General features: G+C 72.8%; 18 protein-coding genes. 5 read left to right on the plus strand and 13 right to left on the minus strand.

Annotation, left to right across the window (positions count from 1 at the left end):
* Nucleotides 1-22: 22 nt before the first annotated feature.
* Complete coding sequence (gene hrcA, locus SM452_RS27060; protein WP_262015148.1) at nucleotides 23-1,045, minus strand: heat-inducible transcriptional repressor HrcA; 1,023 nt, start codon at nucleotides 1,043-1,045, stop codon at nucleotides 23-25.
* Between the two features lie 232 nt (nucleotides 1,046-1,277).
* Here hrcA and SM452_RS27065 point away from each other — a divergent pair, with 232 nt between their 5' ends.
* Nucleotides 1,278-1,898: a DUF4870 domain-containing protein gene (locus SM452_RS27065; RefSeq protein WP_355512825.1), complete on the plus strand. Its 621-nt coding sequence runs from the start codon at nucleotides 1,278-1,280 to the stop codon at nucleotides 1,896-1,898.
* Between the two features lie 39 nt (nucleotides 1,899-1,937).
* Here the strand turns inward: SM452_RS27065 and hemW are convergent, their stop codons facing one another.
* Complete coding sequence (hemW, locus tag SM452_RS27070; RefSeq protein WP_357209391.1) at nucleotides 1,938-3,161, minus strand: radical SAM family heme chaperone HemW; 1,224 nt, start codon at nucleotides 3,159-3,161, stop codon at nucleotides 1,938-1,940.
* A 19-nt stretch (nucleotides 3,162-3,180) separates the two neighbouring features.
* Between hemW and SM452_RS27075 the strand changes: the two genes are divergently transcribed.
* Nucleotides 3,181-3,966: an enoyl-CoA hydratase-related protein gene (locus SM452_RS27075; RefSeq protein ID WP_262015145.1), complete on the plus strand. Its 786-nt coding sequence runs from the start codon at nucleotides 3,181-3,183 to the stop codon at nucleotides 3,964-3,966.
* A gap of 111 nt (nucleotides 3,967-4,077) precedes the next feature.
* Complete coding sequence (locus SM452_RS27080; RefSeq protein WP_262015144.1) at nucleotides 4,078-4,938, plus strand: hypothetical protein; 861 nt, start codon at nucleotides 4,078-4,080, stop codon at nucleotides 4,936-4,938.
* A 13-nt stretch (nucleotides 4,939-4,951) separates the two neighbouring features.
* Here the strand turns inward: SM452_RS27080 and SM452_RS27085 are convergent, their stop codons facing one another.
* The 7 genes from SM452_RS27085 to SM452_RS27115 all read right to left on the minus strand — a co-directional run bounded on the left by SM452_RS27085 (nucleotide 4,952) and on the right by SM452_RS27115 (nucleotide 11,865).
* Nucleotides 4,952-5,785 carry a carbohydrate ABC transporter permease gene (locus tag SM452_RS27085; RefSeq protein ID WP_013287980.1) on the minus strand — a complete coding sequence of 278 codons (834 nt, stop codon included), beginning with the start codon at nucleotides 5,783-5,785 and terminating at the stop codon, nucleotides 4,952-4,954.
* A complete protein-coding gene (locus tag SM452_RS27090; RefSeq protein WP_262015143.1) occupies nucleotides 5,782-6,768 on the minus strand; it encodes a carbohydrate ABC transporter permease in 987 nt (328 codons plus the stop codon). Before SM452_RS27090 ends, SM452_RS27085 begins: the two co-directional genes overlap by 4 nt.
* Nucleotides 6,765-8,057, minus strand: a complete 1,293-nt coding sequence (locus tag SM452_RS27095) for a sugar ABC transporter substrate-binding protein (RefSeq protein ID WP_355512832.1) — start codon at nucleotides 8,055-8,057, stop codon at nucleotides 6,765-6,767. Before SM452_RS27095 ends, SM452_RS27090 begins: the two co-directional genes overlap by 4 nt.
* A 223-nt stretch (nucleotides 8,058-8,280) precedes the next feature.
* Nucleotides 8,281-8,565, minus strand: coding sequence for a GlsB/YeaQ/YmgE family stress response membrane protein (locus tag SM452_RS27100; protein WP_030503112.1), 285 nt, complete (start codon nucleotides 8,563-8,565; stop codon nucleotides 8,281-8,283).
* 250 nt (nucleotides 8,566-8,815) lie between these two features.
* Nucleotides 8,816-9,103 (minus strand): GlsB/YeaQ/YmgE family stress response membrane protein, encoded by a 288-nt coding sequence (locus SM452_RS27105; RefSeq protein WP_355511891.1) that lies wholly within the window; start codon nucleotides 9,101-9,103, stop codon nucleotides 8,816-8,818.
* Nucleotides 9,104-9,324: 221 nt separating this feature from the next.
* On the minus strand, nucleotides 9,325-11,202 hold the full coding sequence (lepA, locus tag SM452_RS27110) for a translation elongation factor 4 (RefSeq protein WP_013287985.1): 1,878 nt from the start codon (nucleotides 11,200-11,202) through the stop codon (nucleotides 9,325-9,327).
* Nucleotides 11,203-11,328: 126 nt separating this feature from the next.
* Complete coding sequence (locus tag SM452_RS27115; RefSeq protein WP_262015140.1) at nucleotides 11,329-11,865, minus strand: DUF4240 domain-containing protein; 537 nt, start codon at nucleotides 11,863-11,865, stop codon at nucleotides 11,329-11,331.
* Between the two features lie 96 nt (nucleotides 11,866-11,961).
* Between SM452_RS27115 and SM452_RS27120 the strand changes: the two genes are divergently transcribed.
* Together SM452_RS27120 and rpsT are read left to right on the plus strand one after the other, a co-directional pair.
* Nucleotides 11,962-12,942, plus strand: a complete 981-nt coding sequence (locus tag SM452_RS27120; RefSeq protein WP_463840973.1) for a phosphotransferase — start codon at nucleotides 11,962-11,964, stop codon at nucleotides 12,940-12,942.
* Between the two features lie 486 nt (nucleotides 12,943-13,428).
* Complete coding sequence (rpsT, locus tag SM452_RS27125) at nucleotides 13,429-13,695, plus strand: 30S ribosomal protein S20 (RefSeq protein ID WP_013287988.1); 267 nt, start codon at nucleotides 13,429-13,431, stop codon at nucleotides 13,693-13,695.
* A gap of 226 nt (nucleotides 13,696-13,921) precedes the next feature.
* Here rpsT and SM452_RS27130 read toward each other — a convergent pair whose 3' ends face one another.
* From SM452_RS27130 to SM452_RS27145, 4 genes are all read right to left on the minus strand, one after another.
* Nucleotides 13,922-14,419 (minus strand): hypothetical protein, encoded by a 498-nt coding sequence (locus tag SM452_RS27130; RefSeq protein ID WP_463840974.1) that lies wholly within the window; start codon nucleotides 14,417-14,419, stop codon nucleotides 13,922-13,924.
* Nucleotides 14,416-15,396, minus strand: a complete 981-nt coding sequence (holA, locus tag SM452_RS27135) for a DNA polymerase III subunit delta (RefSeq protein WP_013287990.1) — start codon at nucleotides 15,394-15,396, stop codon at nucleotides 14,416-14,418. The genes SM452_RS27130 and holA overlap by 4 nt, the downstream gene beginning before the upstream one ends.
* Before the next feature lie 123 nt (nucleotides 15,397-15,519).
* Nucleotides 15,520-17,931, minus strand: a complete 2,412-nt coding sequence (locus SM452_RS27140; RefSeq protein WP_463840975.1) for a ComEC/Rec2 family competence protein — start codon at nucleotides 17,929-17,931, stop codon at nucleotides 15,520-15,522.
* On the minus strand, nucleotides 17,928-18,731 hold the full coding sequence (locus tag SM452_RS27145) for a ComEA family DNA-binding protein (protein WP_355511894.1): 804 nt from the start codon (nucleotides 18,729-18,731) through the stop codon (nucleotides 17,928-17,930). Before SM452_RS27145 ends, SM452_RS27140 begins: the two co-directional genes overlap by 4 nt.
* Nucleotides 18,732-18,889: the final 158 nt, after the last annotated feature.

Raw genomic sequence — 18,889 nt, forward strand, 5'->3', positions numbered from 1 at the left:
ACCGGCCGTCGGCCCTGACTGGTCAGTTCTGGGCCAGCAGTTCGCCCACGTAGCGTGCCACGGCCCTCACCATGGCGATATTGCCGGGGTAGTCCATCCGGGTCGGCCCGAGCACGCCGAGCCCGCCGACGATCGTGCTGCCCGGTCCGTAGCCGGTGCTGACCACCGAGGCGGCCCGCAGGTTGTCGAATTCGTTCTCGTCGCCGATGAGCACCCGGGTGGTGCTCGGCTCGGTCTCGCCGATCAGCTTGAGCAGTACGACTTCTTCTTCGAGCGCCTCCAGGATGGGCCGCAGCGAACCCTGGAAGTCGAGCAGGCCACCCCGGGTGAGGTTGGCCTGCCCGGCCAGCGCGAGGCGCTCCTCGTGCCGTTCCACGAGGGTCTCCAGCAGCACTGTGGAGAGCGTCGTCATGGCCGGGCGCAGATGCGGCGCGGACTCCTCGACGAGCGCCTGCACCAGCGGAGGCGTCTCGGCGAGCTGGCAGCCGACGAGTTTCTCGTTCACCAGCCGGCGCAGGTCGGTCACGTCGTCGGCGGGCACCGGGGCGGGCAGTTCGACCAGCCGCTGCTCGACCCGGCCGGTGTCGGCGATCATGACGACCATCAGCCGGGTGGTGGAGATCGGCACCAGCTCCAGGTGACGCACCTTGGACCGGGCCAGGCTCGGGTACTGCACCACCGCCACCTGACGGGTGAGCTGGGCGAGCAGCCGGACCGTGCGGTGCACCACGTCGTCCAGGTCGACGGCGCCGACCAGGAAGCGCTCGATCGCCCGGCGCTCGGCCGGGCTGAGCGGCTTGACCCGGGACAGCCGGTCGACGAAGAGGCGGTAGCCGCGGTCGGTGGGCACCCGGCCGGCGCTGGTGTGCGGCTGCCGGATGTAGCCCTCCTCCTCCAGCACCGCCATGTCGTTGCGCACGGTGGCGGGCGAGACGCCGAGCTGGTGCCGCTCGACCAGGGCCTTGCTGCCGACCGGTTCCTGCGTGGCGACGTAGTCCTCGACGATCGCGCGCAGCACGGCGAGTTTGCGGTCGTCGAGACCCATTCCCCACCTCCTGACGCACCTCGGCCGGGCCGGCACGCGGCATCCGCCGGGCGGCTGGCACTCGACTGTAGCGAGTGCCAGTCTACGTCGGCACCCCCGCCGACGCGATGATCGCCTGACGGACCTGCGGTGCGGCCCACCACACAGCGCCGCCCACCAGGGCCGAACAGCCGGTCATCGTCGGTCTGTGTCGCTCTGGTGCGAGTTGACCGGTGCCCCTACCGTGGCGACCATGACAGAACCTCCTCGCCCTCCAGGGGCAGGGGACTCCGGCCCCCAGCCCGACCCGTCGGCGCCCTACGGCTCGTCGCCGGGCAGCGAACCGCCCACCGCTCCACTGTCCGGGGCGCCGGGCGCCGGCGGCTATCCCCCGCCCGGTGACTATCCGCCCCCGGGCGGCTACCCGCCCCCGGGCGGCGGCTACCCCCCGCCGGGTGGTTACCCCCCGCCGGGCGGCATGCCCGGCTACCCCGCCGGTGGCGGGTACGGCCCGGCCTCCTACGCCAACAACGACGAGAAGACGTGGGCCCTGGTGGCGCACTTCGGCGGCGCCGCCGGTGTCATCGTCGGTGGCGGTCTGCTCGGCTGGGTCGCCCCGCTCATCGCGATGATGACCCGCGGTCAGCAGTCCCCGACGGTCCGCGCCCACGCGGTCGCGGCGCTGAACTTCCAGATCACCTGGACCATCGCCAGCGTCCTCGCCTGGGTCGTCACGGTCATCACCTGCGGGATCCTGTTCTTCGTCCCGATGCTGGTCTGGCTGGTGCCGCTGATCTTCGGGATCATCGGCGGGATCAAGGCCAACGAGGGTGTGCTCTACCGCTACCCGATGACCTACAACTTCATCAAGTGACACCGCCGGCCGGCCGAGGGGGCGGCCGGCCGGTGCCGGTCACGGCAGCAGGTCGCGTACCACCGCGTCGGCCAGCAGCCGTCCGCGCAGCGTCAGCACCACAAGCCCTCGCGCGTACGCCCCGGCGTCGAGCAGCCCGGCGTCCCTGGCCCGCTCGGCGCCCGCCCGGCCGGGCTCGTCCAGCACGTCCAGCGGCAGACCGGAGGCGAGCCGCACCCGCAGCATCACGTCCTCCATGTGCTGCTCCTCGGGGCTGAGCCGCTCCCGGGCCAGCGCCGGCGAGGCACCCTCGGCCAGCCGCGCCGCGTACGCGCTGGGGTGCTTGACGTTCCACCACCGCACGCCGCCGACGTGGCTGTGCGCCCCCGGGCCCAGGCCCCACCAGTCGGCGCCGGTCCAGTAGAGCAGGTTGTGCCGGCACCGGGCCGCCGCCGAGCGGGCCCAGTTCGACACCTCGTACCAGGAGAACCCGGCCTCGCCGAGCGCGGCCTCCGCGGCCAGGTAGCGGTCCGCCGCCACGTCGTCGGAGGGGTACGGCAGCTCGCCACGCCGCATCCGCGCGGCCAGCCGGGTGCCGTCCTCCACGATCAGGGCGTACGCGCTGACGTGATCCACGCCCGCGTCGACCACCTGGGCCAGCGAGGCGGCGAAGTCGTCGGCCGTCTCGCCCGGGGTACCGTAGATCAGGTCCAGGTTCACGTGCTCGAACCCGGCGTCGCGCGCCTCCAGCGCGGCGGCGGTGGCCCGGCCCGCGCTGTGCCGCCGGTCCAGCACCGCGAGCACGCCCGGCGCGGCGGACTGCATGCCGAGCGAGATCCGGGTGTAGCCGGCCGCCCGCAGCGTCTTGAGCGACTCCGGGCTCACCGACTCGGGGTTGGCCTCGGTGGTCACCTCGGCGTCGGCGGCCAGCCCCCAGACGCGGTCGATGCCGTCGAGGATCCGGGCCAGGTCGTCGGCGGGCAGCAGGGTGGGCGTGCCGCCGCCGACGAAGACGGTGTCGACCCGGGGCGGCGGCGAGTCGCCCAGCACCCGGGCGGCCAGCGCCAGTTCGGCAAGCACCGAGTCGGCGTACGTCTCCCGGCTCGCCCCGCCGCCCAACTCCGAGGCGGTGTACGTGTTGAAGTCGCAGTAACCGCACCGGCTGGCGCAGAACGGCACGTGGACGTACACGCCGAAGCCGCGGGCGCCGACGGCGCGACGGGCGGTGGCGGGCAGCGATCCGTCGCGCGGGACGGGTTCGCCTTCTGGAAGGACGCCGGGCATGGCCACTAGTGTGCCCGGCATGACCTCTCCGGACGCTCTCGTGCGAGTCGCCACGGCCCGTGGGGTGACCACCCTCACCCTGGACAGCCCGCACAACCGCAACGCGCTCTCCACGCCCCTGATGACCCAGCTGCTGGCCGGGCTGGCCGACGCGGTCGCCGACGACGCGGTACGCGCGATCGTGCTCGACCACACCGGCCCGGTCTTCTGCTCCGGCGCCGACCTGAAGGAGACCGCCGCCGCGTACGCCAGCGGCACGGTGCCCGCCGGGATGCTCGGCGACGTGCTGGTGGCGGTGCGGGAGTGCCCGAAGCCGGTGGTGGCGAAGGTCGCCGGGCCGGCCCGGGCCGGTGGGCTGGGCCTGATCGCCGCCGCCGACCTGGCGGTCTGCGCGCAGGAGGCGACGTTCGCGTTCACCGAGGTGCGGATCGGCGTGATCCCGGCGGTGATCTCGGCGACCGTGCTGCCGCGCCTGGGCCAGCGGGCCGCCGCCGAGCTGTACCTGACCGGCGACACGTTCGACGGCCGCCGCGCCGCCGAGATCGGCCTGGTCACCGCCGCGGTGCCGGCCGACGAGCTGGACGCCGCCGTCGGGCGCTACTGCGAGTCGCTGGTGAAGGGCGCGCCGGGGGCGCTGGCCGGGGCGAAGGAGCTGCTGCGCCGGCCCGCCGGGACCGACCTGCGGGCCGAGATCGCCGAGTTGGCCGCGCTGTCGACCGGGTACTTCCTCTCCGACGAGGGACGCGAGGGCGTCATGGCGTTCCGGGAGAAGCGTCCCGCCGCCTGGGTGCCCGCCGGAGACTGAGGTGCGCGGCGGGCCCCGCTGGAGCCATTGCGGCCGAGGTGGGGCCCGCCGGTCGGCCGAGACGCGCCGGTGCGGGTGGGACGTACGCTTGTCGGACTGTCGGGACAGGGGGTGCGGGTGCGGACGCGAGCGGCGATCGTGGCATCTGGGGTGGCGGTGTGCGTGCTGGCACTGCTCGCGGTCTATGTCGTGACCAAACAGTTCGGCGAGCACCTGCGGCTCCCCCTGTCCAGCCGGACCTGCACCGTGAAGGCGGACGGCGAGGTGGTGCTCGGCGCCGACCAGATGGCGAACGCGGCCACCATCGCGGCCATCGGGATGCAGCGCCGGATGCCCGAGCGGGCGGTGGTGGTGGCGCTGGCGACCGCGTACCAGGAGTCGCACCTGCGCAACATCGCCCACGGCGACCGCGACTCGCTCGGCCTGTTCCAGCAGCGCCCGAGCCAGGGCTGGGGCACCCCGGAGCAGGTCCAGGACCCGCGGTACGCGGCGAACAAGTTCTACGCCGCGCTGAAGAAGGTCAAGGGCTGGGAGCGGATGCGGGTCACCGACGCCGCCCAGCGGGTGCAGCGGTCGGCGTTCCCCGAGGCGTACGAGAAGTGGGCCGACGAGTCGGAGGTCCTCACCCGGGCGCTGCTCGGCCACGCGACCGGCGCGGTGGCCTGCACCGTCTCCTCGCCGCCGACGATGCGCGGCCCGGCCGCCGCCAGCGCCGTGCTGGAGAGCCTGTCGCTGGACTGGGGTCTGCCCCGGCTGCCCACGGCGACCGACCTGACCGCGCTCACCGTGCCGGCCGGCGACGACCGCAACGGCTGGCGGTACGCGCACTGGCTGGTCTCGCACGCCGACGACCACGGCGTGAAGAAGGTCCGTTTCGGCAACCTGGAGTGGACCGCCGAGCAGGGCTCCTGGGCCCGGGTGAAGGGCGACCCGGCCACCGAGGTGCGGGCCGAGGTGTTCGCCGCGGCCTGACGGCCGCCCGCCCTCAGCCCTTCACCGCTCCGGCGACCAGTCCGGAGACCATCCGGCGCTGCACCAGCAGGAAGAAGACGATCACCGGCAGGGTGAACAGCGTGGACGCGGCCATCACCGAGCCCCAGGCGGTGTCGTCCCGGCCGAAGAAGAACGTCATCGCCACCGGCAGCGTGTACTTCTGCTGGTCGTTGATGAAGGTCAACGCGAAGATCAGCTCGTTCCACGCGGTGATGAACGAGAAGATGCTGGTGGCGACCAGGCCGGGCGCGACGAGCGGGAACAGCACCTTGCGGAACGTCTGGGCCCGGCTGGCGCCGTCGATGGCGGCGGCCTCCTCCAGTTCCTTCGGCACCGCGGCGACGAAGCCGCGCAGCATCCAGACCGCGAACGGCAGCGAGAAGCCGAGATACGTGAGGATCAGGCTGGGCAGCGTGTTGTAGAGGCCGAGCCGCTGGATCATCAGGAACAGCGGGATGACCAGCGCCTCCAGCGGGATCATCTGCACCACCAGCAGCATGATCAGGAACGTGGTGCGCAGCTTGAACCGGAACCGGGCCACGGCCGTCGCGGCGAGCAGCGCGACCAGCCCGCTCAGCAGCACCGTCGCCAGCGCGACGAGCGCGCTGTTGAGGAAGAAGTCGGCGAACGTGACGCCCGGGATCAGGTTGCCGGTGAGGATCTCCCGGTAGTGCTCCAGCGTCGGCTCCGCCGGCACCGGCCGGGGCGTGGACGAGAAGATCTCCCGGTTGGGCTTCAGCGAGGTCGCCACCATCCAGTAGACCGGGAACGCGGCGAAGAGAGCGACCAGCAGGCCCGCGCCGTTGAGGGCGATCTTCTTCATCATTCGTCCTCCTGCCGCAGCACCATGCGGACGTACAGGGCGGTCACCACGAGCAGGATCACGGTGAGGATGACCGCGATTGCGGAGCCGAGGCCGTACTTGGGCGGCGGCGAGAACGCCTCCGCGTACGAGTAGATCGACAGCATGAACGTGGACCGGTCCTGGGTGCCGCCGGCCAGCACGAACTGCTGGGTGAAGACCTTGAAGTCCCAGATCGTGGAGAGCACCACGAGGATGCCGAAGACCGGCCGCAGGACCGGGAACGTCACCGACCAGAAGACCTTCCACGGCCCGGCGCCGTCGACCCGGGCCGCCTCCTGCAACTCCGTCGGCACGCTCTTGAGCCCGGCCAGGACGCTCACCGCGATGAACGGGAACGAGTGCCAGACCACCACGAGCGTCAGGATGGCGAAGAACAGCAGCGGGTCGTTGAACCAGCCGTACCCGGTCCAGTCGCTGCGCCCGAACAGGGCCGTGGACAGCCCGTCCGGCAGCTTGTTGAACAGCCACGTGACCAGGCCGCTCGTATCGTCGAAGATCCACTTCCAGACGATCGTGCCGGTCAGCGCCGGGGTGGCCCAGGCGAGCATCACGCAGCTCGCCACGAACGTGGCCATCTTCTTGCCCAGGCGGTTGAGCAGCAGCCCGACCAGGGTGCCGAGGATCATCGTGAGCGCCACGTTGGCGAGCGCGAACAGCACCGTGTTGCGCAGCACCGTACGGAAGAACGGGTCGCCGAGGATCTGCGCGTAGTTGGCCAGGCCGACCCACGGCCACTCGCGGTCGCCGCGCAGCTGCCGGACGCTGTCCAGCTTGTGGAAGGACATCCACACGACCTGGCCGAGCGGCCAGAGCAGCAGCACGGCGATGATCGCCAGGCAGGGCAGGAGGAGCAGGTACGGAAGGTGGTCCACCCGGCGACGGCGCCGCCGCGCGGGGGTCTCCCGCGCGGCGGCCTCGCCGGGGCTCTTTGTCAGTAGGCTCACTTGCTGTTCAAAATGCCTTCCATCTCGGTGGCCGCGTCGGCGGTGGCCTTCTCGACCGTCTTCTGGCCCTTGATGACCGAGCTGTTCATCGCCTGGGTCACCGTCTTGGTCCGGCTGACCTCGACCCACTTCGGGGTGAGCGGGGTCAGCTTGGTGTTCTGGATGGCGGTGGCGAACGCGGCCATCACCTTGTCGTTGGCGTAGTCGCCGCTGCTGACCAGGTCCTGGTAGACCGGGAAGAAGCCGAGGCTGCTGGCGAACTCCTTGTCCTTCTGCTTGCTCAGCAGCACGGTCATGTAGTCCCAGGCCAGCGCCTGCCGCTCGCTGTCCTTCCAGATGGCGATGTCGGAGCCGCCGGCGAACGCCGGGGCGGGCTTGCCGTCCGGGCCGGGGATCGGGAACGTGCCCCACACCTTCTCGATGTCGGGGTTGTCCTTCTTCATCGCGCCGCCCTGCCAGCTACCGGCGAACGCCATGGCGGCCTTGCCGGTGGCGAACTGGGTACGGGCGTCGACCTCGTTCCACCCGGCGGCGGCCGGCGGGGCGACCTTGTGCACGGTGACCAGGTCGGTCCAGAACTTGACCGCCTTCTGCGCCTCGGGGGTGTTGTAGCCGGACTTCCAGCTGTCGCCCTCCTTGGTCGCGATCTCCCCGCCGGCACCCCAGAGGAAGGAGTAGAACGGCAGCTCGGAGTTGCCGGGCAGGGCGATGCCGTAGGTGCCCGGCTTCTTGGCCTGCACGGCCTTCGCGGCGGCGACCATCTCGTCCCAGTTCGTCGGCGTCTTCACGCCCGCCTCGGCGAACCAGTCGGTGCGGTAGTAGACGGCGCGCACGCCGGCGTACCACGGCACGCCGTACTGCTTGCCGTCGAGCTGGGCGTTGCGGACCAGGTCGGGCAGGATGTCCTTGCCCTCGGACCAGCCGTTGAACTTGTCCGAGACGTCGGCCAGGGCCTCCTGCGCGGCCCAGCCCTGGGTCTCGGTGTTGCCCAGCTCCGTGACGTCCGGGCCCTCCCCACCGGCGAGCGCGGCCTGGAACTTCTTCGGCGCCTCGAGCCAGGGGATGTACTGCACCACGACGTCGGTCTCGGGGTGCTTCTTCTTGAACTCCGCCTCGACGCTGTCGAGGAACTTGGTCTGGGCGTCGCCGCCCTCACCCATCATCCACACAGTGAGCTTGCTGTTGTCGGCGGCCTTGTCGTCGTCGCCGGAGCCACCGCACGCGGTCAGCACCAACGCGGCCGACGCCACGATGGCGGTGACCGGAGCCAGCCGCTTCCACCTGTTCACGCCATATCTCCCTCAGGGCCGTTTGGCACTAACCTTCTCCGCCGCACCTTAGTAGGAAAATTTCCTTTACAACAGGGGGTGTTCGTGACGGAGGGCACAGGCGACCGTATCGCAGCCGGAGGCCCGGCCGACATCGATGCCGTCCGGGCAGTTCAGGACCCGCATACGCCGACGGGCGCCCGGCCGGTGAGGCCGGGCGCCCGTCGAGGCGCGTGGTGCGGGGTCAGTAGCGCGAGACGCCGCGGCGACGGCCGACACCGGCCACCAGGGCCACGCCGATCGCGGCGAAGAGCACCTGCAGCATCAGCTCGCGCCAGTCGATACCGGCGGTCTCGGCGAAGCCGGAGGCCCGGGCCACGATCGTGCCCAGAAGCGCGGCGCCGACGCCGATCAGCATGTGCAGCCACATCGGCATGTTCTGCCGGCCCGGCACGACCAGCCGGCCCAGCGCGCCGACGATCAGACCAACGACCAGCGCCGTGATGATGCCCCAAACGGTGAGCTCCATGGTCGCCCTCCTCCTTAAGATCCGGTCACACGTTTTTGTGTGGTTACTGTCGTGATCGCTAAGTTCCCGACCGCCCGGAAATCCAAACCGACTCCGATGACGAATTGTTCAGACGTCCCTGACCTGCTGCTTCTCCCCGAAACCCGGCGCGGCGGGCGGACCCGGCGCACCGACAGGGTTCAATGCGCCGAATACGCCGACGGGCGCCCGGCCGTGAGGCCGGGCGCCCGTCGAGGCGCGTGGTGCGGGGTCAGTAGCGCGAGACGCTGCGGCGGCGGCCGACGCCGGCCACCAGGGCCACGGCGATGGCGGCGAGCACGACCTGCACGGCCAGCTCGGCCCAGTCGATGCCGGCGGTCTGCGTGGCGATGCCGAGCGCGCGGGCCAGGACGGTGCCCAGCAGCGCGGCGCCGACACCGATCACCATGTGCAGCCACATCGGCATGTTCTGCCGGCCCGGCACGACCAGCCGGCCCAGCGCGCCGACGATCAGACCCACGACGAGCGCGGTGACGATGCCCCAGACGGTGAACTCCACGGTCGGTCCTCCTAAAGCGATTTCGCACGTTCTGTGCGGTTACTGTCGTGACCGCTAAGTGCCCGACGCATCGAAAACCGAAACCGGCGGCATCGACCGCCGCTCCCCGGCCGGGACGAACCCGCAGGTGGGAGCGCTGCCAGCAGCTGAAAATTTCCTGGGTACGCGAACGGCCGGCGCCCCTGCGAGGGGACGCCGGCCGGTTCGTGGGCTCCGGCGGCTTACTTCTTGCCGGCGGGCTTGCCGTCGCCGGAGTCGGACGAGAGCGCCGCGATGAACGCCTCCTGGGGGACCTCCACCCGGCCCACCATCTTCATCCGCTTCTTGCCCTCCTTCTGCTTCTCCAGCAGCTTGCGCTTCCGGCTGATGTCACCGCCGTAGCACTTGGCGAGCACGTCCTTGCGGATCGCGCGGATGGTCTCCCGGGCGATCACCCGGCTGCCGATGGCCGCCTGGATCGGCACCTCGAACTGCTGGCGCGGGATCAGCGTGCGCAGCTTCGCCGCGATCGTCGTGCCGTACGTGTACGCCTTGTCCTTGTGCACGATCGCGCTGAACGCGTCGACCGGCTCACCGTGCAGCAGGATGTCGACCTTCACCAGGTCGGACGCCTGCTCGCCGGAGGGCTCGTAGTCCAGCGAGGCGTAACCCTTGGTGCGGCTTTTGAGCTGGTCGAAGAAGTCGAAGATGATCTCGGCCAGCGGCAGCGTGTAGCGCAGCTCCACCCGGTCGGCGGAGAGGTAGTCCATGCCGAGCAGGCTGCCCCGGCGACCCTGGCACAGCTCCATCACCGCGCCGACGTAGTCGTTCGGGGTCAGCACCGTGGCCCGCACCGTCGGCTCGTACACCTCGGCGATCTTGCCGGTCGGGTACTCGCTCGGGTTGGTGACCACGATCTCCTCGCCGTCCTCCTGGATGGCCCGGTAGACCACGTTCGGGGCGGTGGAGATCAGGTCGAGGTTGAACTCCCGCTCCAGCCGCTCCCGGATGATCTCCAGGTGCAGCAGGCCGAGGAAGCCGCAGCGGAAACCGAAGCCCAGCGCGCCGGAGGTCTCCGGCTCGTAGACCAGCGCGGCGTCGTTGAGCTTGAGCTTGTCCAGCGCCTCGCGCAGGTTCGGGTAGTCCGAGCCGTCGATCGGATAGAGACCCGAGTAGACCATCGGCTTCGGGTCCTTGTAGCCGCCGAGCGCCTCCTTGGCCGGGTTGTTGTTGATGGTGACGGTGTCACCGACCCGGGACTGGCGCACGTCCTTCACGCCGGTGATGAGGTAACCCACCTCGCCGACGCCGAGCGCGTCGGCCTTCACCATCTCCGGCGAGATGACGCCGATCTCCAGCAACTCGTGGACCGCGCCGGTGGACATCATCTTGATCCGGTCCCGGGCCGAGATCCGGCCGTCGATCACCCGGACGTACGTGACCACGCCCCGGTAGACGTCGTACACCGAGTCGAAGATCATCGCGCGGGCCGGCGACTCGGCCTCGCCCACCGGCGGCACGAACTGCCGGACGATCTCGTCCAGCAGGTAGGGCACGCCCTCGCCGGTCTTACCGGAGACCCTGATGCAGTCCGCCGGGTCGCCGCCGATCAGGTGCGCCAGCTCCTCGGCGTACTTCTCCGGCTGCGCGGCCGGGAGGTCGATCTTGTTGAGCACCGGGATGATGTGCAGGTCGTTCTCGAGCGCCAGGTAGAGGTTGGCGAGGGTCTGCGCCTCGATGCCCTGCGCGGCGTCGACGAGCAGGATCGCGCCCTCGCAGGCGGCGAGCGAACGGGACACCTCGTAGGTGAAGTCCACGTGACCCGGGGTGTCGATCATGTTGAGCACGGCGGTCTCGCCGGCCCGGTCGCCCTCGCGGATCGTCCACGGCATCCGCACGGCCTGGCTCTTGATGGTGATGCCGCGCTCGCGCTCGATGTCCATCCGGTCCAGATACTGCGCGCGCATCTGCCGCGGGTCGACCACACCGGTGAGCTGCAACATCCGGTCGGCCAGGGTCGACTTCCCGTGGTCGATGTGGGCGATGATGCAGAAGTTCCGGATGCGCGCCGGGTCGGTGGCACCAGGAGCGTTCGCGCCGGGATCGAGCGTCGGTGGCACAGCGGTCCGTTCTGGTCGGCTGACGTGAGCGGGCCGGCGCGCCGCCGGCCCCCTCCATGGTCCCACGTCGCCCGGCGCGCGCCCGGGCTCCCCCTTCACTCCACCGCTATTCCACGGGTGGCTCGGCTATTCCACGGGTGGCTCGACGAAGAGGGCGGCCAGCCTCGGCAGGCGGCGGCGGGCCTCCTCCTCGTCGTCGAAGTCCCAGAAGTCGTTCAGGTCGGGCACCGGAACCGGGTCACGCTCGGCCGGCAGGTCGGACGCGGTGGCCTTCCGGTACGCGTCCCACGGCACCGCCAGCATCTCCTCGCACTCGAACTCCTCGCCGCTGAGCGCCGCGGCCCGCACCTGCGGCAGCTCGGCCAGCGCGTCCGGATCGCCGACCGCCCGCGCGAACACCGCCCGCCCCTGCGTCATCAGCCAGCCCCGGAAGTACTCGAAGCCGTCGTCCGAGGCGCCGCCGTTGATCAGGTACGCCGCGCCCCAGAGGTCGACCTTGTAGGAGGCGGCGAGCACCCGCCGCTGGTGGTGGGCGTAGCCGACGATCTCCTCCGGGTCGCGCTCAGCCAGCAGCGCGACCGCCCGGGCGGCCACTGCGTCGGGCTCTCCCCCGGCACCGGCGCGGGCGTCGTCGATCAGCTGCCAGAACTCGTCGGTCCTCATGGCAGGCAGTCTGGCAGAGCCCACCGACGCGCCGGTTCGCCGCGCGCCGCCGGTGCGGCAGCATGGTGCGCGCCGCCGGTGCGGCAGCATGGTGCGGTGCGCCCGATCTCCCTACCGCCCGTCCCGTACGGGTCGACAGCCGTCCGGCCCGGCTGGGCCGACCTGCCGGCCGGGCTGCGCGGCGCGCTGGCCGCCCGGATCGGCGGCCCACCCGCGGCGGTACGGGTGACGGGCGGCGGATTCACCAGCGGCTTCGCCGCCGTGCTGACCGGCCCCGCCGGGGAGCGCGTGTTCGTCAAGGCGGCGGCACTGCACGGGCAACGGCACCTGGTCGACTGGTACGCCCACGAGGCGGCGATCCTGGCCCGGCTCCCGGCCGGGCTGCCGGTGCCCCGGCCGCGCTGGGCGCTCACCGAGTCCGGCTGGTACGCGCTCGCGCTCGACGCGATCGACGGGCACACCCCCGCGCTGCCCTGGGCGCCGGCCGAGCTGGACGCCGCACTCGCCACGTACGCAGAGGTGGCCGCCGCGCTCGCCGGCCCGCCCGCGGAGCTGGCCGCGCTCCGGCTCCCCCGCCTCGCGGACCTGGCCCGCGACGACATTCTCTGGTGGGGCGAGGTGGCCGCCGGCCGCGAGCCGCTGCCCGAGCAGGCGGCCGGCGCCCCGCTGGCCGAGCTGGTCGCGCTGGAGTCGCGCCTGCCCGGGTACGCCGACGCGGCCCCGGGGCTGGTCCACGGCGACCTGCGGGTGGACAACCTCCTGATCGACCCCGACGGCCGGGCCTGGCTGTGCGACTGGCCCTGGCTCTGCCACGGGCCGGCCTGGTTCGACCTGGCCGGGCTGCTGCTCACCGCGTACGCCAGCGACCTGGACGCGGACGCCGCGTTCGCCGGTCACCCGGCGACGGCGGGAGCGCCCGCCGACGCGCTGGACGTGACGCTCGCCGCACTGGCCGGGTACTTCCTGACCGGTGCCGCCGCCGGACCGTCGAACGCCTCCCCGCACCTGCGCGCCCACCAGCGGTGGAGCGGGGAGCAGGCGCTCGCCTGGCTGGCCGAGCGGCAGGGCTGGTCCTGACTGACCAGGGACAGCCATGGCAACAAGCAACCTGGTCCGCGAGCCGGCCCCACCCCGCCGGTTCCCCGTGATCCACCCCGGTTCGGCAAGGCGGCCGCATCCCATCGCCTCCTTGATCCACACCAGCACGGGGAAGTGGCCACATCACACTGCCCCCGACCCCGCCACTTCCCCGACCTGGCGAGCCAGTCCACCGACCCTCACCCTTGATCCACACCAGCACGGGGAAAAGGCGGCATCACACGGGCTCTGACCCCGCCACCTCCCCGAACTGGCGCGCCGCCCGACCAGCCTGGGAACGCCGGTCGGCCTGGCGGCGTCCATGGGTGCGGCGGCATGCTGGTGACGAGGGTCGGGTGGGCCCCGGCCGGAGGCGTTTTGGCTCGTCCGGGGCCGACCTGGTAGCCTGGCTTTTCGCGCGGCGATGACGCATGCTCGTCGTGCGCGAAAGCAGACCAACCCGAGCTATCAAGACGAGGCTGTCGCGTGGCGAACATCAAGTCCCAGATCAAGCGCAACCGGCAGAACGAGAAGCGCCGGCTGCGTAACAAGTCGGTCAAGTCGTCGCTGAAGACCGCCATCCGGAAGTTCCACGAGGCTGCGGAGGCGGGCGACACCGAGAAGGCCACCGTGCTCATGCGTGAGGCCACCCGCAAGCTGGACAAGGCTGCCAGCAAGGGTGTCATCCACTCGAACCAGGCGGCCAACCGGAAGTCGGCGATCGCCAAGCGCGTCGCCTCGTTCTCTGCCTGACCAGCGCTACAGATTCCACCGGAAGCCCCGGGGCCACGAGCCACGGGGCTTCCGCCTGTCCCCTCCCCCGTCGCGCGCCGTGCGCGGAGATTTTGGAAGATTTCGGCCCCTCTGGGGGCCATTTCGTACCAAGATCTACGGAGTGATCGGGCCCCCGGCGGCGTCTTCGGCGGTCGGTCCGGCGGGAAAGCGCGGGGCGTCCGGAGAGCGCGAGGCGCGGTGGCCGCTACTGCTCGTTCGGGTGGTCGAACGTCGCGCGTTGCGGATGGTGGTAGCGGACGCCCCGGGAGTCGGTGGTCGCGCCGCCCGGCCATGCGCGGGCGCTCGGCGGCGCCGCGCCGCGCGGCAGTGATCCGATGGTCGCCGCGCCGCCCGGGAGTGCGCGGGCGCTCGTGGGCACCCGGGCCCGGCCGACCACCGGCTCCATCTGGCGGCGGAAGCGGTCCCGCTCCTGCTCGGGCACCTGCGCCGCAGTGCGGACGACCATCTCGGCCACCACGTCGTTGAGCTTGACCATCGCGGCCACCGCGATCGGCAGCACCAGCACCGCCCACCAGCTCACCAGTTCGGCGAGCGCGAGCAGGACAGCCAGCGCCACCGCGCCCTCGAAGAAGAGGAAGCAGAGCACCCCACCCGGGTTGACGAAGCGCAGTCCCAGCACCCGGGCGTAGAGCGGGCGGTACCGCTCCTCGTCCGTGGCCACCGTCGACCACGCTCGGGTCACCGGGCGCCGCCCTGCCGGGCCGCGGCCACCGAGAACACGGCCCGCTCCAGGGCGTACGCCCGGTCGTCGGCGCCGCCCTTGACCGCCGCATTGCACTCGGCCGCCACCCGCATCGCCTCGACCAGGCCCTCCGGCGTCCAGCCCCGGGCGCGTACCTGGGCCTTCTCGATCTTCCAGGCCGGCATGCCGAGCGTCTTCGCCAGCTGGAACGCGCTGCCCCGGCCGGCGGCGGCGACCCGGGCGACGGTCCGTACGCCGTCGGCCAGCGCGTCGGCGATCGGCACCGGGTCGACGCCGACGTGCAGCGCCCACCGCAGCGCCTCCAGTGCGCCTGGTACGTCACCGACCATCGTCGCGTCGGCGACGGTGAAGCCGGTGACCTCGGCCCGCCCCCGGTAGTAGCGGGCGACGGTGTCCGCGCCGATCCGGCCGTCGGTGTCGGCGACCAGTTGCGAGCAGGCGGCGGCCAGCTCACGCATGTCGTTCCCGACGGCGGCGACCAGCGCGTCGGCCGCGTCGGGCGTGCACTTGCCGCCGATGCGGCGGATCTCGTCCCGCACGAAGGCGGCCCGCTCCCGGTCGCCCTTCAGCTTCACCGCCGGCACCACTGTGGCGCCCGCAGCCCGCAGACCGTCGGCGAACGCCTTGCCCTTGGCCCCGCCCAGGTGCAGCACCACGAGCTGCACGTCCGGGTCGGGGTTCTTCGCGTACGCGAGCAGCGCTGTCGACAGGTCCTTGCGGGCGTCCTGCCCGGAGCGCAGCACGAGCACCCGGCGACCGCCGAACAGCGACGGGCTGAGCATCTCGGCGATCTCGCCGACGGTGAGCGTGCCGGCCTGGTATTCCCGTACGTCCACGTCGGGGTCGACCTCGCGGGCCCGGGCGACGGCTTCGGTGACCGCTCGCGTGGCGAGCAGCTCCTCGTCGCCGAGGACGAGCACAATAGGAGGCAGGTCGGCGGGGGTCACGTCGCCCATACTCGCACGCCCTCCGACCCGGCCGGGCCTGCTCATCGGGGACTGGGACGGCGCAGCCCGCACACAGCGCAAATCCAGACATTTGACTTGATTCCCCATCTACCGCGACAAGATTCCCCTGATTCAGCGTGGCCGCCCCGACTCGGCGCCGCGTTTCACCACTGCGAGGCCGGCATCCCCCCGGACTGCCGCGACGTCCCCGTCGGTGTCGGTACGCAGCACCCGCGCACCAGCCCGGGTCAGCCGGTCCAGCAGCCCGGCGTTGGGGTGCCCGTAGTCGTTGTCGACGCCCACGCACACCAGCGCCACCGCCGGACGCACCGCGGCCAGGAACTCCGGCGCCTGGTACGCCGACCCGTGGTGGGCGACCTTCAACACGTCGGCCCGGATCGCGGCGGCCGGTGTGGTCTCCAGCATCGCCCGCTGCTCCTCCGTCTCGGCGTCACCGGTGAGCAGGATCCGTACCCCGCCCACGGTGGCGGCCAGCACCAGCGAGTTGTTGTTCGGATCCGACCGGCTGCCCCGCAGCGGGTACGGCGGCCCGACCGCGACCAGGTCCACCGCACCCGCCCGCCACCGCCACCCCGCCTGCACCGAAGCCAGCGACGCACCGGCCCGGCGAGCCGCATCCCGTACCTGGGCTGCGCCGAAGGGCGGCTCGGACCAGGACGGACCCACCACCGCACCCACCCGCCGGCCCCGGAACACCCCGGCCACGCCGCCGACGTGGTCGACGTGGAAGTGGCTGACCACCAGCAGCGGCACCTCGCGTACGCGAAGACGGCGCAGGCAGGCGTCCACGCCGGACGGCTCCGGGCCGGCGTCGACCACCACGGCCCGGCCGACGGCGACCGGCAGCACCACCGCGTCCCCCTGCCCCACCGCGCACGCCACCACCACCCAGCCGCGCGGCGGCCAGCCCGAGGCGAGCAGCCGGATCGGCACCGCGCCCAGCACCACCGCCACCGCGACGACAGCGATCAGCCGCCTCGCCCGGCGTCGGCGGAAGGCGAGCAGCAGCGCCACGCTCACCGCCGCCAGCAGCAGGGCGCCTGCCACCCCACCCGCCCACGGCAGGTTCCCGGCCGGCAGGTCCGCCCCGTACGCGGCGACCGCCACCAGCCAGCGCGCCGGCCAACTCGCCAGCCAGGCCAGGAACTCCGCACCGCCCGGCCACACCGGCGACAGCACCGCCGCCAGCACGCCGAGCACGGTGGCCGGCGCGACGGCCGGCACCGCCAGCAGGTTCGCCGGCACCGCCACCAGGCTCACCGTCGCGGACAGCCCGGCGATCACCGGGCCGCAGGCCAGTTGCGCGGCAGCCGGCACCGCGAGCGCCTCGGCCAGCCCGGCCGGTACGCCCCGGCGCCGCAGCGCGTCCCGCCAGCCCGGCGCGAGCAGCAGCAGTCCCCCGGTGGCGCAGACCGACAACGCGAAACCCGGGTCGCCCGCGAGATCCGGGTCGTACAGGACCAGGCCGGTGACAGCGGCGGCGAGCGCCGGCAGCGCCGACCGGGACCGCCCGGCGGCGAGCGCGGCGAGCCCGATCGCGCCCATCGCGGCGGCACGCACCACGCTCGGCGAGGGCCGCACGAGAATGACGAACCCGACGAGCGCGAGGACGCAGAGCACGGCGGCGGTACGCGGACCGGCGCGCGCCCAGCGCGCCAGCAGCAGCACCGCTCCGACGACGATCGCCACGTTGGACCCGGACACCGCGTTGAGGTGCGTCATCCCGGTGGCCCGGAAGTCCTCCTCCACCTCCGGCAGCAGCCGGCTGGTGTCGCCCACCACCAGGCCCGGCAACAGACCGCCCGGCGCGTCGGGCAGCGGCTCGCAGGCCCGTTGCAGCCCGGCCCGCAGCACCCCCGCCGCCCGTTGCGGCCACGACGCGTCGCCGCGCAGCGTGGGCGGTTCGGCGGTGGAGAGCACGGCTGCGGTCAGGTCACCGCCGCGCGGGGCGGCCAGCCTCCCCCGGCTGGTGACCCGCTGGCCGGGAAGCAGTGGACGCCAGGCCGGGTCGGTGGCGAGCACCAGGGCGCGTACCGGGCCGGTGACGCGGGCGCCGTCGGGTCCGGTGAGCCGGATCAGATCCGCACGGACCAGCAGCATCGGTTGCCGGCCGGGTGCGCCGCGTACCGGGCGGGGGTCGTCGCGCAACACCAGCTCGGCGGTGACCGGGGCACTGTCGGTGACGAGCGCGCGGATCGGGGCGGCATCGCGGACCGCGACCCGCGCGCCGGTGGCCGCCGCGCCGCAGAGCACGCCGAGCAGCACGGCGACCGCGATCCAGCCGTAACGGCGGACCGCCGCACCCGGCCGGCCGAGCACGCCGCCCAGGTGCAGGCCCGTGAGCAGGGCGAGCGCGGCAGCGACGGCGGCCATCCACACGCTCGACCGGACACTCAGGTGCAGCCCGGCCAACGCGGCGAGCCAGGCCGCAACCGCCAGCCCGGCCAGCCGCAGGTCGGGCACATCGCGGTCGGCCGCGCCACCGTCGAGGGGCGCGGGGCGTGGCCCGCGTCGGGCGGTCAAACCGTCACCAGTTCCTTGAGCTGCTCGTACCGGGCGTCGCCGATGCCGTCGACCTGCCGCAGGTCGGACACGGACCGGAACCCGCCGTTGCGGTCCCGGTGGTCGAGGATCCGCTGGGCGAGCACCGGACCGACGCCCGGCAGCGCGTCGAGCTGGGCCAGCGTCGCGGTGTTCAGGTTGACCGGTCCGGCGGGCGCCGCCGGGCCACCCGGTGCACCACCACCGGCCGCCGGGCCGGGCGGGGCCTGCCCGGGTGGGGCGGTGACGCCGACCAGGATCAGCTCCCCGTCGGTGACCTTGCGGGCCGGGTTGAGCAGCGCCACGTCGACGCCGGGCAGCGCACCGCCGGCCGCCTCGATCGCGTCGGCCACCCGCGCGCCCGCAGGCAGGCGGACCAGGCCAGGGCGCCGGACCTTGCCGGCGAGCGCGACGACCACCTGACCGGGTGAGCCGGCCGGCGCGGGCACCCCGGGAACGGTTTCGGTCGCCGCACTCACCGGCGCCTCGGCGGAAGCCGCGACCGGCTGGACGGGCTCGGCGCTGGGACGCGCGCGCCACGCCCAGACGGCGGCCACCAGGACCACCACTGCGGCCACCGCCGCGAGCGCGCGTACGCCCCGGCGCCCGGGATCGAACGCCCCGGGGCCGGGCAGTCGCGACGCGAGCCCGCGCTCGATTGCCGGAGCGTCGCCTATGCCGTCGGCGTCCGGATCGGCGGAGGCCGGATCAGCCCCGAACGGATGCTCCCGCCCGCCGTAGCGCTCCGGGAATCCGGGGCGCAGCCCGAAACCCGGCTCGATCTCGTCCGGCGCACGCCCGAGCCGCCCTCGGGCACCGGGCCGACGCCGAGCAGGCGGACCGGCGTCCTGCTCGCCCGGCGGCTGTGGGTCGCGGGTGCCGGCCCGGCCAGGGGCATCCCCGAGGCTCGCGCCGGACCCGCCGGTGAAGATCGGCACGG

The sequence above is a fragment of the Micromonospora sp. SYSU B005 genome (assembly GCF_055362685.1).

What these genes read in the sequence shown, in the direction of transcription:
- hrcA (WP_262015148.1), bottom strand. Translation starts at nt 1,045, where the DNA reads ATGGGTCTCGACGACCGCAAACTCGCCGTGCTGCGCGCGATCGTCGAG.
- SM452_RS27065 (WP_355512825.1), top strand. Translation starts at nt 1,278, where the DNA reads ATGACAGAACCTCCTCGCCCTCCAGGGGCAGGGGACTCCGGCCCCCAG.
- hemW (WP_357209391.1), bottom strand. Translation starts at nt 3,161, where the DNA reads ATGCCCGGCGTCCTTCCAGAAGGCGAACCCGTCCCGCGCGACGGATCG.
- SM452_RS27075 (WP_262015145.1), top strand. Translation starts at nt 3,181, where the DNA reads ATGACCTCTCCGGACGCTCTCGTGCGAGTCGCCACGGCCCGTGGGGTG.
- SM452_RS27085 (WP_013287980.1), bottom strand. Translation starts at nt 5,785, where the DNA reads ATGATGAAGAAGATCGCCCTCAACGGCGCGGGCCTGCTGGTCGCTCTC.
- SM452_RS27100 (WP_030503112.1), bottom strand. Translation starts at nt 8,565, where the DNA reads ATGGAGCTCACCGTTTGGGGCATCATCACGGCGCTGGTCGTTGGTCTG.
- SM452_RS27115 (WP_262015140.1), bottom strand. Translation starts at nt 11,865, where the DNA reads ATGAGGACCGACGAGTTCTGGCAGCTGATCGACGACGCCCGCGCCGGT.
- holA (WP_013287990.1), bottom strand. Translation starts at nt 15,396, where the DNA reads ATGGGCGACGTGACCCCCGCCGACCTGCCTCCTATTGTGCTCGTCCTC.